Annotated in this window: 11 protein-coding genes; 9 read left to right on the top strand and 2 right to left on the bottom strand. The window is 71.8% G+C overall.

Features of this window, described 5'->3' with window-relative positions; all coding sequences use genetic code 11:
• Together MQP27_RS45610 and MQP27_RS45605 are read left to right on the top strand one after the other, a co-directional pair.
• On the top strand, positions 1-1,491 hold the full coding sequence (locus MQP27_RS45610) for a family 43 glycosylhydrolase (protein ID WP_242776944.1): 1,491 nt from the start codon (positions 1-3) through the stop codon (positions 1,489-1,491).
• A gap of 31 nt (positions 1,492-1,522) precedes the next feature.
• Positions 1,523-3,646 (top strand): glycoside hydrolase family 36 protein, encoded by a 2,124-nt coding sequence (locus MQP27_RS45605; RefSeq protein ID WP_242776942.1) that lies wholly within the window; start codon positions 1,523-1,525, stop codon positions 3,644-3,646.
• A 6-nt stretch (positions 3,647-3,652) separates the two neighbouring features.
• Here the strand turns inward: MQP27_RS45605 and MQP27_RS45600 are convergent, their stop codons facing one another.
• Positions 3,653-4,570, bottom strand: coding sequence for a 2-hydroxy-3-oxopropionate reductase (locus MQP27_RS45600; protein ID WP_242776940.1), 918 nt, complete (start codon positions 4,568-4,570; stop codon positions 3,653-3,655).
• A gap of 188 nt (positions 4,571-4,758) precedes the next feature.
• Here MQP27_RS45600 and MQP27_RS45595 point away from each other — a divergent pair, with 188 nt between their 5' ends.
• From MQP27_RS45595 to MQP27_RS45565, 7 genes are all read left to right on the top strand, one after another.
• Positions 4,759-6,201, top strand: a complete 1,443-nt coding sequence (locus tag MQP27_RS45595; protein ID WP_242776938.1) for an aldehyde dehydrogenase family protein — start codon at positions 4,759-4,761, stop codon at positions 6,199-6,201.
• A 42-nt stretch (positions 6,202-6,243) separates the two neighbouring features.
• Complete coding sequence (gene iolD, locus MQP27_RS45590) at positions 6,244-8,202, top strand: 3D-(3,5/4)-trihydroxycyclohexane-1,2-dione acylhydrolase (decyclizing) (RefSeq protein WP_242776936.1); 1,959 nt, start codon at positions 6,244-6,246, stop codon at positions 8,200-8,202.
• Positions 8,199-8,969, top strand: coding sequence for an HpcH/HpaI aldolase family protein (locus MQP27_RS45585; protein WP_242776934.1), 771 nt, complete (start codon positions 8,199-8,201; stop codon positions 8,967-8,969). Before iolD ends, MQP27_RS45585 begins: the two co-directional genes overlap by 4 nt.
• 168 nt (positions 8,970-9,137) lie before the next feature.
• Positions 9,138-10,355: a Gfo/Idh/MocA family protein gene (locus MQP27_RS45580; protein ID WP_242776932.1), complete on the top strand. Its 1,218-nt coding sequence runs from the start codon at positions 9,138-9,140 to the stop codon at positions 10,353-10,355.
• A gap of 4 nt (positions 10,356-10,359) precedes the next feature.
• Entirely contained in the window at positions 10,360-11,310 is a 951-nt protein-coding gene (locus MQP27_RS45575; protein WP_242776930.1) for an NAD(P)-dependent oxidoreductase, read from the top strand.
• A complete protein-coding gene (locus MQP27_RS45570) occupies positions 11,307-12,194 on the top strand; it encodes a sugar phosphate isomerase/epimerase family protein (protein WP_242776928.1) in 888 nt (295 codons plus the stop codon). The genes MQP27_RS45575 and MQP27_RS45570 overlap by 4 nt, the downstream gene beginning before the upstream one ends.
• A 205-nt stretch (positions 12,195-12,399) precedes the next feature.
• On the top strand, positions 12,400-13,167 hold the full coding sequence (locus MQP27_RS45565) for a sugar phosphate isomerase/epimerase family protein (protein WP_242776926.1): 768 nt from the start codon (positions 12,400-12,402) through the stop codon (positions 13,165-13,167).
• Positions 13,168-13,233: 66 nt separating this feature from the next.
• On the opposite strand, the gene MQP27_RS45560 is transcribed toward MQP27_RS45565, so the two are convergent.
• The gene (locus MQP27_RS45560) at positions 13,234-14,007 is read right to left on the bottom strand and encodes a GntR family transcriptional regulator (RefSeq protein ID WP_242776924.1); all 774 of its coding nucleotides are present in this window, start codon (positions 14,005-14,007) and stop codon (positions 13,234-13,236) included.
• Between the last annotated feature and the right edge of the window lie 2 nt (positions 14,008-14,009).

The raw sequence follows: 14,009 nt of genomic DNA, 5'->3' as shown, positions 1-14,009 counted from the left end.
ATGCAGACCTTCCGCCACGGACGCGTACCGTGGCCCGCGTTGCTGGCCGCCCTCGTCGCCCTGCTGATCCCGGCCGTGCTCGCCCCGCCCGCGCACGCGGCCGACGGGCAGCCGTACACCAACCCCGTCAAGTCCCGGGCGGGCGCCGACCCTTGGCTGACGTACTACGACGGCAGCTACTACCTGATCACCACCTCGATCACGAACGAGATGTTCATGCGCAAGTCCCCGACCCTCGCGGGACTGAGCACCGCCCCCAACGTGCTCATCTGGCACGACGACACGGCCGGGCGCAACGCGAACATCTGGGCACCGGAGATCCACTTCCTCGACGGCCGCTGGTACCTGTACTACGCGGCCGGCGACTCCAGCAGCTGCTGCGACGGCCAGCGCACCAACGTCCTGGAGAGCTCGGGCACGGACCCGATGGGGCCGTACACGTGGAAGAGCCAGATTGTCGGCTCGAACCTGGACAAGGGCGGCTGGCTGATCGACACCGACGTCCTGGAGTACGGCGGCAATCGCTATCTGCTGGGCAGCGCCTTCGTCGGCGGCGTCCAGAGCCTGGTCATCGCGCCGCTCAGCAACCCCTACACGCTGGCGAGTACGGCCTTCACCGTCATCTCGACGCCCACCTACAGCTGGGAGAAGGTGGGCACCGCGGTCAACGAGGGCCCGGAGGTGCTCCAGCACGACGGCCGGACCTTCGTCACCTACTCGGCCAGTCACTGCGGGACCCCCGACTACAAGTTGGGCCAGCTGGAGCTGACCGGGTCCGACCCGCTCGACCCGGCCTCCTGGACGAAGAAGTCCACGCCGGTGTTCACCCGCAACGACGCGGCCGGGGTGTACGGGCCGGGCCACAACGGGTTCTTCACCTCGCCCGACGGCACGGAGAACTGGATCGTCTACCACGCCAACAGCACGACGACCGGCGGCTGCGGCAACACCCGCAGCACCCGCGCGCAGAAGTTCACCTGGAACGCCGACGGCACCCCGAACTTCGGCACCCCCGTCGCCCTCGGCACCTCGCTGCCCGGCCCGTCCGGGGAGACGGCCGCCACGCCGACCGCGTACGAGCTGGTCAACCGCCACAGCGGTAAGTGCCTCGACGAGTTCGCGGGCGACCCCGCCGACGGCGCCGACGTCATCCAGTACACGTGCAAAGGCACCGCCAACCAGCTGTGGACGTTCTCCGACCCGGGCGACGAGACCAACCGCGTCACGAACGCGGCCACCGGCAAGGTGCTCGACGTCTCCAACTGCGGTACCGCCGACGGCACCAACATCCAGCAGTGGAGCTGGCTGGACAACAAATGCCAGCGGTGGCAACTGGTCTACACGCTGACCGACTACGTGCGACTGGTGAACGTCAACAGCGGCAAGGTCGCCGACGTGGCCAACTGCAACACCGCCGACGGCACCGACGTACGCCAGTGGACCTGGCTGAACAACGACTGCCAGCTCTGGAAGCTCAAGCCCGTCTCCTGAGAGTCCCCTGAGACCGGAAAGGACCCGCCACATGCGTCCCGCCGCCGACTCGCCCGCCAGGTCTCCCCTCGACTGGGAGGCCGGGCCGCTCCGCCTCGAACTGGACATCGCGTCCGACGGCCCGGTGCGGGTCAAGCGTCTCGCCCACGCCGACCAGGAGGACGACGGAACCCGTCCGGTCGGCAGCGCGCTGGTCGAGCTGGCCGCGGACGCCGAGGGCCACGACGGGGAGGGCGCCGCCCCCCAGCACCGCGCGTACGTCACCACCGGCCGCCTGCGGTACACGGGCCACCGGGAGACCGAGGAGCCCGGTGGCGTGCGCGAACTCGCCGTCGAGCAGGCCGACGAGCGCACCGGCCTGCGCGTCACCACCCGGATACGGCACCGTCCCGGCACCGCGGTCCTCCACACGTACAGCGACATCCGCAACGACGGCCCGGGGCCCGTGCGGCTCCGGCACGTCTCCAGCCTCAACGTGCCGGTCACCGCGGGCCGGATGTACCGGGATCTGCGGGTGCACACCGCGTACAACTCGTGGGTGGCCGAACTCCGCTGGCAGACCTCCACCCTTGAGCAGATCGGCCTCGTCGACGACGGCCCCGCCCACTCACAGGGCACCACCCAGACCTGCCACCGGATCGGCGCCCACGGCAGCCGGTCCTCCGGCACCCACCTGCCGGTCGGCGGGGTGAGCGACCGGGCCACCGGCCACGCCTGGGCCTGGCAGATCGAGCACAACGGCCCCTGGGTGCACTCGCTGGACGACCTGGACGGCGCCCTGCACATCAGACTGGCCGGCCCGACCGAACAGGAACACGCCTGGACCACCCTCCTCGCCCCCGGCGGCTCCTTCCGTACCGCCCAAGTCGCCGTCACCGCCTGCGCCGACGGCTTCGAGGGCGCACTGCGCGCCCTGACCGTCCACCGCCGCGCGCTGCGCCGGCCGCACCCCGACACCGAGGCGCTGCCGATCGTCTTCAACGACTACATGAACTGCCTGATGGGCGACCCGAGCCGGGAGAAGCTGCTGCCGCTGGTCGACGCGGCGGCCCGGCTCGGCGCCGAGTACTTCGTCATCGACGCCGGCTGGTACGCCGACGACGACGGCTGGTGGTCCACGGTCGGCGAGTGGCGCGAGTCCGCCGTCCGCTTCCCCGGGGGGCTCGGCGAGATCACCGCCCGCATCCGGGAGTCGGGGATGACTCCCGGCCTGTGGCTCGAACCCGAGGTCGTCGGTGTACGCAGCCCCGTCGCCGACCGGCTCCCGCGCGAGGCGTTCTTCCAGCGGGACGGAGAACGCGTCGTCCAACGCGGCCGCCACCAGCTCGACTTCCGCCACCCGGCCGCCCGCGCCCACCTCGACGAGACCGTCGACCGGCTCGTCGCCGAGCACGGCGTCGGCTACTTCAAACTCGACCACAACATCAACGCCGCCCCCGGCACGGACGTCGACGCCGACTCCCCGGGCGACGGCCTGCTCGGCCACAGCCGGGCCTTCCTCGGCTGGCTCGACGGTGTCCTCGACCGGCACCCCGGCCTGGTGCTGGAGAACTGCGGCTCCGGCGGCATGCGCATGGACCACGCCCACCTCGCGCGGATGACCCTGCTGTCCACGAGCGACCAGCAGGACCCGGTGCGCTACGCGCCGATCGCCGCTGCCGCCCCCTCGGCCGTCACCCCCGAGCAGGGCGCCGTGTGGGCCTACCCGCAACCGGAGTACTCGCCCGCCCTCAACGCCTTCACCATGGTCAGCTCACTGCTCGGCCGGGTGCACCTCAGCGGACGGATCGACCTGCTGTCGGCCGAGCAGGGCGACGCCGTCGCCCGGGCTCTCGGCGTCTACCGCGCCATCCGCACCCGGCTCCGCCACGCTCTGCCCAGCTGGCCGCTCGGCCTGCCGGGCTGGTACGACGACTGGATCGCCCTCGGGCTCGACGACGAGCAGGGCATGCTGCTCAGCGTGTGGCGCCGGGGCGGCGACCGGTCGGTGGAGCTCGCCCTGCCCCGGCTGCGCCGCTCCGACGGCGGTGTCACCGTCGAGGAGCTGTACCCGGGCGGGAGCTGCTCGCACCGCTGGGAACCGGACCGCGGCGTCCTCACCGTCTCCCTGCCCGACGCCCCGTCCGCCTGCCTCCTGGCCGTCCGGGCGGCGTAGGCGGTTTCAGGTCCGCGCGCGACCGGAGAGGCGCTCGACACCCCGCAGCAACGCGGAGTGATCCAGCCCGCCGTCACCGTTCGCCCGGCAGGACGCGAGGAGTTGGGCGACCAGCGAGCCCGTGGGGAGGACCGCGCCGATGTCGCGGGCCGTGTCGGTCACGATGCCCAGGTCCTTGTGGTGGAGGTCGATGCGGAAGCCGGGGGTGAAGTCCCGGGCCGTCATGCTGTCCTTCTTGCGGTTCAGGGCGGTGGAACCGGCCAGGCCTCCACCGAGGACCGTCAGCGCGGCCGGCAGGTCGGCGCCCGCCTTCTCCAGGAAGACGACGGCCTCGGCCAGGGCCTGGATGTTGACGGCGACGATCAGCTGGTTCGCGGCCTTGACGGTCTGTCCCGCGCCGTGCGGGCCGACGTGCACGACGGTGGTGCCCAGGGCGTGGAAGAGGGGAGCCGCCTGCTCGAAGTCCGCGGCGTCGCCGCCGGCCATGATGGACAGCACCGCTTCGACGGCCCCCGCTTCTCCGCCGGAGACGGGCGCGTCGAGGACTCGTACGCCATGCTCGCGACCCGCCTCGGCGAGCGCGGTGGCGGTGCGCGGGCTGATGGTGCTCATGTCGATGAGCAGGCTTCCGACCCGCGCGTGTTCCAGCACGCCGCCCTCGCCGAGGACGACCTCGGTGACCTCGGTGTCCGCCGGGAGCATGGTGATGACGGCGTCCGCGTCGGCGACCGCCTCCGCGACGCTGCCCGCCGCACGACCGCCCGCCTCGACGAGACGGTCGACGGCCGCCCGGCTGCGGTTGTGGCCGATGACCTGGTAACCCGCCCGGACGAGGTTGGCCGCCATCGGGCCGCCCATGATCCCGAGACCGATGAAGGCGACGGAGCGCAGCTCGTCGTGCGCGGTGCCGGTGTTCCGATCCATGTTGCGACCGTAGGGCAGGGAGGTGACAGCCCTCCACGATGATGGATAAATGATGGCGTCAATGATGGCGAAATGATTGATTCGAGGGCTTCGCAACCCCTTCCCGCCGGACCTAGCGTTGCGGACACGTAAACGGCTTGGCCGAGGGCATGGCCGTGTTCTTGACGGCTTCCTGAAGGGAGAGGGCAATGGCGCCCGTGGAGTTGCTGATCGGCAGTCGCTGGCAGGCGGCCAAGGGGGACGGACAGACCCGGGAGGTCACCTCGCCGTTCGACGGTTCGGCGGTGGGCACCGTGGCGCTCGCCGGAACCGACGACGTCGAGGCGGCACTCGCCGCCGCCGAGCGGGGCGCGGCCGTCTGGCGCCGTACGCCCGCCCATGAGCGGATGCGCATCCTGCTGCGGGCCGCGGAGCTGGCCGACGAGCGGGCCTCGAAGATCGCGCAGACCATCAGCGCGGAGTCCGGCAAGACCATCACCGAGGCCACCGGCGAGGCGTCCCGCTCCGGCGACCTGATCCGGCTCGCCGCCTTCGAGGGGACCCAGCTCTACGGCGACACGCTCCCGCTCGACGCCAACCGCGGCACGGGACAGGACAAGATCGGCTTCACGCTGCGTCAGCCCTGCGGGATCGTCGTGGCGATCACGCCGTTCAACTACCCGGCCCTGCTGGTCCTGCACAAGCTCGCCCCGGCCCTGGCAGCGGGCAACGCGGTGATCCTCAAGCCGGCCACCAGCACCCCGCTGACCGCCCTCGAACTCGCCGAGTGCTTCGTCGACGCGGGGCTGCCGGAGGGTGTGCTGTCCGTGCTCGTCGGCTCCGGCTCGGTGCTCGGCGACGCCCTGGTCACGGACTCCCGCGTCCGCAAGATCTCCTTCACCGGCTCGACGGCCACCGGCGAGCACATCTCCCGGGTCGCCGGTGTGAAGAAGCTGTCCCTGGAGCTGGGTGCGTCCTGCCCGGTCGTCGTCCTCCCCGACGCCGACATCGAGGCCGCGGCGAGCGCCGTCGCGGCGGGTGGGTACGTCAACGCCGGACAGGTCTGCATCTCCGTCCAGCGGGTCATCACGCATCCCGCCGTGACCGGTGACTTCCTGGACGCCCTCGTCCCCAAGGTCCGGGCCATCCGTACCGGCGACCCCTCCTCCCCGGACACCATGATGGGCGCCCTCATCACGGCCAAGGAGGCGGAGCGCGTCGAGCGGGCCATCGCCCAGGCCGGCGCGGACGGGGCGCGGGTCCTGACCGGCGGTGAGCGCGACGGTGCCGTGGTGCAGCCGGCCGTCGTCGCCGACGTCGACCCTCAGTCCGCCTTCAGCCAGCAGGAGTTGTTCGGTCCCGCCGTCGCCGTCAGCTCGGCCGCCGACTGGGAGTCCGCCATCGCCCAGGCCAACGGCACCGCCTACGGCCTGGGCGCCGGCATCTTCACCTCCGACGTCGCCGGAGCGGTGCGGGCCATCCGGGAGATCGACGCCGGTTCCGTCCACATCAACTGGACGCCCCTGTGGCGCGCCGACCTCATGCCGTACGGCGGCCTCAAGGGCAGCGGCTACGGCAAGGAAGGCCCCCGCGCCGCGGTCAGCGAGATGACCGAGGTCAAGACCATCGTGCTGCACGGCCGTCCCTGGTGACACAGCACCCCTCGCCGTACCCCTTTGTTCTGGAGCCGACTCATGACTGATCCGACCCCACAGCGCACGGTGCGCCTCACCGTTGCCCAGGCCGTCGTCACCTACCTCTCCCGGCAGTACTCCGTGGCCGACGGCCACCGCCGCCGCCTCATACCCGCCGCGCTCGGCATCTTCGGCCACGGCAACGTGGCCGGCCTCGGCCAGGCCCTCGACCAGCTCAGCGACGAACTCCCCTTCATCCAGGGGCGGAACGAGCAGGCCCTCGTCCACATCGCGACCGCCTACGGCAAAGCGACGCGCAGGCACTCCACCCTCGCCGTGACCGCCTCCATCGGGCCCGGCGCCCTGAACATGGTGACCGGCGCGGGCCTCGCCACCGTCAACCGGCTGCCCGTCCTGCTGCTCCCGGGCGACACCTACGCGACCCGCCACCAGGGGCCCGTGCTCCAGCAGTTGCAGCACCCCATCGAGGCCGACACCTCGGTCAACGACGCCTTCCGGCCCGTATCCCGCTTCTTCGACCGCATCACCCGGCCCGAGCAGCTGCTGACCGCGCTGCCCGCGGCGATGCGGGCGCTGACCGACGTGGACACCGGCGCGGTCGTCGTCTCCCTGCCGCAGGACATCCAGTCGCACGCGTACGACTACCCGGCGGAGTTCTTCGCCGAGCGCGACTGGCCGATCCGCCGCCCGGCGCCGGACGCCGACGAGGTCGCGGTGGTGGCGCGGATGCTCGCCGAGGCCGAGAAGCCGCTGATCATCGCCGGTGGCGGGGTCGTGTACTCCGGTGCGGGTGAGGAGTTGGAGGCGCTGGCCGACGCGGCGGGCGTCCCGGTGGCGGAGACGTTCGCCGGCAAGGGCGCGGTGCAGCGGCGGGCCTGGTGGGGGCTCGGTGGCATCGGTCTGGAAGGCACGCAGGCGGTCAACGCCCTTGCCCGGGAAGCCGACTTCGTACTGACCGTGGGCTCGCGCCTGACGGACTTCGCGACCGCCTCGCACTCGATCTTCGAGAACCCCGACGTGCGGTTCGCGAGCATCAACGTCAACGTGCACGACGCGGGCCGCCTCGGCGCCATCGGCATCGTCGCCGACGCCAAGCGGGCGCTCGCCGCGCTGACCGACGCCGTGCGCGCGAACGGCACGACCACGTCGGCCGGTTGGCAGGAGAAGGTGCGCGAGCTGGACGAGCGGTGGCAGGCGCTGCGGACCGCCGCCCTCGACCCGGACACGCCCTTCGACCACTCCACCGCTGACCCCGACGTCGTCAGCGACACCGACGCGGTGCTCACCCAGGGCCAGTTGATCGGTCTGCTGCAGGAGCACGCGCAGTCCGGCGACACGATCATCGCCGCCGCCGGCGGTCCGCCCGGCGACCTGCAGAAGGTGTGGGACGCCACCGAAGGCCGCTTCGCGCACCTGGAGTTCGGCTTCTCCTGCATGGGCTACGAACTGCCCGCCGCGATCGGCGTCCGCCTCGCCGAGCCGGACCCGTCGAAGCGGGTGCTGTCCCTGCTGGGCGATGGCACGTTCCTCATGGCGCCGACCGAGCTGGTCACGGCCGCCCAGGAGCGGCTCCCGGTCACCATCGTGATCCCGGAGAACCACGGGTACCAGGTCATCCACCGCCTCCAGATGGGGCGCAGCGGACGGGAGTTCGGCAACGAGTTCCGGTACCGGGACGGCAGCCTGGAGATCGGTTCGCAGAAGCCCGCCCGGCTGGAGGGCGACTACCTCCAGGTCGACCTCGTCAAGACGGCGGAGGGCCTCGGCGCCCGCGCGCTCCGCGCCACCACCGCCGACGAGGTGCGCGCCGCCCTTGCCGACACCCGGGACCACGACGGGCCCGTCGTCCTCGTCGTGCCCGTGATCCCGCACGCCGACCTCCCCGGTGCGGGCGTGTGGTGGGACGTGGCCCCGGCCGAGGTCTCCGAGCAGGAAACGGTCGCCCAGCTGCGCCGTGAGTACGAAGAAGGTCTCGCTTCCCAGAGGTGGTACGGATGAACAACTCACCGTTGGACTTCGGCCGCCTGCGCCGCCGCCTCGCCGCCGGTGAGGCCACCCTCGGCACCTTCATCGGCCTCGCCTCCCCGGTCTCGGCCGAGGTCTGCGCCGCCGCCGGTGCCGACTGGGTGCTGCTCGACCTCGAACACGGCGCCGGAGGCGAGGAGCAGCTCCGTACGACCGTGCCCGCCGCGGCCGCCTACGGGGTGCCGACCGTCGTACGCGTCGAGTCCGCGGCCCGCATCCGCATCGGCCGCGCCCTCGACCAGGGCGTCGCCGGAGTCATGCTGCCGCGCCTCGACACGGCCGCTGAAGTCGAGGAAGCCATACGGCACTTGAGGTACCCGCCGACGGGGGACCGGGGCGTGGCCACCTACAACCGGTCCTGCCGTTTCGCCCTCGACCCCGAAGCCCTGGACCGTGCGGGGGAGATCCTCGGCGTGGTCCAGATCGAGTCGGCCGCAGCGCTGAACGAGGTCGAGGCCATCGCGGCCCTCGACGGAGCCGACGTGCTGTTCGTCGGCCCCCGCGACCTCAGCCACGACCTCGGTGTGCCCGGCGAGTTCGGCGCCCCGGTCTACCAGCAGGCGCTGGAGCGCGTCCGCAAGGCCGCCGCCGACCACGGCAAGGCGTGCGGCCTCCTCGTCAACGACGGCGCGGCCGCGGCCGCCAAGCGGGCCGAGGGCTGGACCTTCATCGGCATCGGCTCCGACTCCACCCTGCTCGCCGCCGCCCTGTCCAGCGCGCTGGACCAAGCCCGGGCCTGAGCGCTCCGCTGGATGTGCCGCGATGCGTCGTCGTTCGGCTGCGGCGCCGTCGTGGCTGGTCGCGCCCCGCGGCGGAGCCGCCAATCGATGCAGCCCCGCGCCCCTTTGGGGCGCGACCCGACCGCAGCTGACTTCGCCCAGCCCACTCAGAACTTTCAGGAGACCCACATGACCCCCACCACCCCGGGCGCCGCACGTGAGATAGGCGTCGGGCTCATCAGCGTCGGCTGGATGGGCAAGCTGCACAGCCGCGCCTACCAGGCGCTGCCCTCCGTCTACCCCGAGCTGGGCATCAAGCCCCGTCTCGTGCACGCCGCCGACACGGCCGAGGACCGCGCCGCCTACGCCCGTGACGTCCTCGGCTACGAGAAGGCCTCGACCGACTACCGTGCCGTCCTCGACGACCCGGACGTCGAGGTCGTCTCGATCTGCGCGCCGAACCTTCTCCACCACGAGATCGGCATCGCCGCCGCCAAGGCCGGCAAGCCGTTCTGGATCGAGAAGCCCGTCGGACGCAGTGCCGAGGAGACCGGCGAGGTCGCCGCCGCGGCCCGCGCCGCCGGCGTGGTCACCTCCATCGGCTACAACTACCGGCACGCCCCGGCCGTCGAGCGGGCCCGCCAGCTCATCGCCGAGGGCCGGCTCGGCCGTATCACCAATGTCCGCGCCACCTTCTTCTCCGGCTATGCCTCCGAGCCCAAGGGCGCCCTGTCCTGGCGCTTCAAGCGGGAGCTGGCCGGACACGGCGCGCTCGGCGACCTGATGAGCCACGTCGTGGACCTCGTCAGTTACGTCGTCGCCCCGATCGACGAGGTCTCCGCGCTCACCAGCACCGTCTACACCGAGCGCCCGCTGCTGCCCATGGGCTCGGGCACACACTTCGCGGTGATCGAGGACGGCGAGATGGCGGAGGTCGAGAACGACGACTACACCGCCGCCCTCGTCCGCTTCAGCGGGGGAGCCGTCGGCACGCTGGAGGCGTCCCGCGTCATCGTCGGCCCGCAGTGCGGCATCGGCTTCGAGATCTACGGCACCGACGGCTCGGTCACCTGGAACTTCGAGCGCATGAACGAACTGCGTGTCGCCCTCGACCGCAGCGGCCCCCACCAGGGCTACACCACGGTGCTCGGCAACGGCCACATGGGCGACTACGCCAGCTTCCAGCCCGGCCCCGGCAACAGCATGGGCTACGACGACCTGAAGGTCATCGAGGCCAAGAAGTTCCTGGCCGCCGTGGCCGGCGTCGAGCACCACAACTCGACGATCGAGGACGCGCACGCCGTCGCCGAGGTGATCGCGGCCGCCGCGGCCTCCGCCCAGAGCGGTTCCTGGCAGCCGGTGCCCGCTGTGGACGGCGCGAACTTCGGTCACCCGGCGCGGAGTTGATCGTATGGCTGACCAGCATGTGGTAGTGGCCCTCGGGCCTGTGGACGCCGACACGGTGGTCCCCGTCCTCGGCGAGGGGGTCGCCTTCGTGACCGACCCGACGCCCGACGACCTCGCGGTCGCCGAGGGCGCCATCGTCCGCGCGGACCGGCACGTCGACGCGGATCTGCTCGCGTGGATGCCGCGGCTGCGGGTCATCGCCCGCACCGGCGTGGGCGTCGACCTGGTCGACGTGGCGGCGGCCTCCGCCCGCGGGATCCCCGTCGTCGTCACCCCGAACGCCGGAAGCCGCGCCGTCGCCGAGGGCGTGTTCGCCATGGCCCTGCACCTGACCAAGCGGCTGAATCCGCTGACCGAGCTGGTGCGGGACGGCGGCTGGGCCGAGCGGAGCACCATACCCGTCGGCGACCTGGACGGCGCCACCATGGGCATCGTCGGCTACGGCCGCATCGGCCGCCGGGTCGGCGAACTCGCCGCGGCGTTCGGGATGCGGACCCTCGCCCACGATCCGTTCACCCCGCCTCCGGCCGAGGTCGCCTGCGCCGACCTGGGCGAACTCGCCGAGTCCAGCGACGTGCTCACGCTCCACGCCCCGCTCACCGACGCCACCCGGCACCTCGCGGACGAGCACCTGCTGGCCCGCGTGAAACCGGGATCGATACTCATAAACTGCGGCCGGGGCGGCCTGCTCGACCTCGACGCCACCCTGGCCGCCCTGGAGACGGGCCGACTGTCCGGCGTCGGCCTGGACGTCTTCGACCCCGAACCGGCCCTCTACCACCCGCTCTTCGACCACCCGAACGTCGTCCTCACCCCGCACCTGATGGGCATGACACGCCGGGCGATGACGCTGACCTTCGTCGACGCGGCGCGTGGCGTCGCGGACGTCCTCGCGGGCCGCCCGCCCGCCGCGGTCGCCGACCCCGACCACAACCTCCGAAAGGCCACGGCATGACCACCTCACCGCTGAACCGGATCGCCGGCGCGCCCATCTCCTGGGGTGTGTGCGAAGTGCCCGGCTGGGGCTACCAGTTGACGCCCGAACGCGTACTGAAGGAGATGCGCGAGGTGGGCCTCGCCGCCACCGAGATCGGCCCCGAGGGCTTCCTGCCCGCCGCGCCGGACGCGATGGCCCAGGTCCTCGCCCACCACGACCTGCACGCCGTCGGCGGCTTCACCCCGCTGCTGCTGCACGTGCCCGGCCACGACCCGCTGCCCGAGACGGAACAGCTCCTGGAGAGCTACGCCGCCTCGAACGCGGAGGTCCTCGTCCTGTCGGCGATCACCGGACAGGACGGCTACGACTCCCGGCCCGAACTGGACGCCGAGGGCTGGAAGCTGCTGCTGTCCAACCTCGACCGGCTGACGGCGCTGGCCGCCGAACGCGGCGTACGGGCCGTCCTGCACCCGCACGTCGGCACGATGATCGAGAACGGCGAGGAGGTCCGCCGCGTCCTGGAGGACTCGTCGATCTCCCTCTGCCTCGACACCGGGCACCTGCTCATCGGCGGCACCGACCCCGCCGAGCTGACCCGGCAGGCTCCTGACCGCATCGCCCACACCCACATGAAGGACGTGGACGCCGCCCTCGCCGCCAAGGTCCAGTCCGGCCGCCTCACCTACACCGAGGCCGTGCGCGAGGGCATGTACCGCCCGCTCGGCGCGGGCGACGTCGACGTCGAGGCCATCGTCAGCCACCTCAGCGCCCGCGGATACGACGGCTGGTACGTCCTCGAACAGGACACCATCCTCATCGAGGAACCCACGGCGAAGGGGCCGGTCGAGGACGTGTGGGAAAGCGCCGAACATCTGCGCTCGGTGCTGCGCGCCGCCGCGTGACGGTATACGAGCATTGCCCTTCCTCGATCCTTCTTGGAAGAGCTTGCTGATGTGTTTTTGATGGCTTCCCGGGAATTCGGCGCACCCATTCCAAATTCCCGGGAATATCGAGAGCTGCAGAGAAATGACGACTGAGGATTTGCTGGCGACTTGCTGGACAACCGCGGGCGACGCCATACCCGGAAGTGACGACGAGCGCAGTCCCTTGAGTCTGCGGGAGCGCGTGGAAGCCGCGGGCGCGGCCGGGTTCACGGGCTTCGGACTGCTGTACCCGGACCTGGTGGAGGCCGAGCGCGCGTACGGGCTCGCGGGCATCCGGGCCGTCTTCGAGGACAACGGGATCCGCCATGTCGAGCTGGAGTTCATCACGGACTGGTGGAACGGCGACTCCCCGCACACCGCGTCGGGCGCCGCCCGCCGCTACGTCCTGACGGCCGCCGAGGCACTCGGCGCACGTCACATCAAGGTCGGCCCCGATGTCGAGGACCGACCTTGGGACTTGGGTGTCTGGGCCAAGGAGTTCGCCGCGCTGGCGGCGCAGGCCGACGGCGTGGGCGCCCGGCTCGGGGTGGAGTTCCTGCCCTGGTCCAACCTCAAGACCGTGCACGACGGCCTTCAGCTCGTCGAGGCGGCCGGGCACCCGGCCGGCGGCCTCATCATCGACGTCTGGCACACCGAGCGCGCCGGCACCGCCCCCGCCGAACTGGCGAAGGTACCCGCCTCCCGCATCGTGGGGGTGGAACTCGACGACGCCGACGCGCAGGTCGTCGGCACCCTCTTCGAGGACACCGTCCGGCGCCGTCGCCTGTGCGGGGAGGGCTCCTTCGACCTGCCGGGCATCATCGCCGCGCTCCGCGCGGCCGGCTGGTCCGGGCCCTGGGGAGTGGAGATCCTCTCCGACGCGCACCGTGCGCTGCCGGTGCGGGAGGCCACGGAGGTGGCGTACCGAAGCGCCGCGGCGCTTCTGGGCTAAAGCGGCAGGGGCGGTGGGGACGAGACCACGGTCGTCCTCACCACCCCTGCTTCCTGCGCGAAGGCCCTATCTCCGCGTGAGCAGGTGGAACTCGAACGCGTACCGCTCGGCGTGGTACAGATGCGCGCCGTACTCCACGGGCTCCCCGCCGGCGTCGTACGCCGTCCGCCGCATGGTGAGCAGCGCCGCTCCCTCGGGCTCCCCGAGGTACTCGCCCTCCTCGGCGGTCGCCGCCTGTGCGCCGATCGCCTGGTGGGCGCTGTGCAGGCTGATGCCGGCCGCCCGCAGCAACCGGTACAGGCCCGTGGCCTCCAGCAGCTCCGTGTCGAGGGCCGACAGCAGGCCGGCCCGCAGATGGTTGCGCAGCAGCGCCACGGGCACACCGCCGGCATAGCGGATCCGCTCCAGCCTGACGACGTTGTCGCCCTTCCCGACACCGAGGGCCTCGGCGACTTCGGCGGACGCGGGAACGACCTCGTTGCGCACGACCCGGGTACTCGGACCCTGTCCGACCTTCTCCAGATCGTCGTAGAGGCTGCTGAGCTCCAACTGGCGCTTGAACTTGTTGTGCACGACCTGCGTGCCGACCCCGCGATGCCGCACCAGCAGCCCCTTGTCCACCAGCGTCCTGATGCCCTGCCGGACGGTCGGCCGGGACAGGCCGAGCCGTTCGGCGAGGTCGATCTCGTTGCCGAGCAGGGCGCCCGGGAGGAGCAGGCCACGCTCGATGGCCTGCTCCAGCTGCTGGGCGAGCTGGTAGTACAGCGGTACCGGGCTCTCGCGGTCGATGGCGATGTCCAGCACCGCCGTACCGCTGACGGCTTTCCGGCGCCCGGGCATGG

The sequence above is a fragment of the Streptomyces cylindrosporus genome (genome assembly GCF_022698165.1).
Taxonomy (GTDB): Bacteria; Actinomycetota; Actinomycetes; order Streptomycetales; family Streptomycetaceae; genus Streptomyces; species Streptomyces cylindrosporus.
This window is presented reverse-complemented; position numbering and strand designations above follow the sequence as displayed.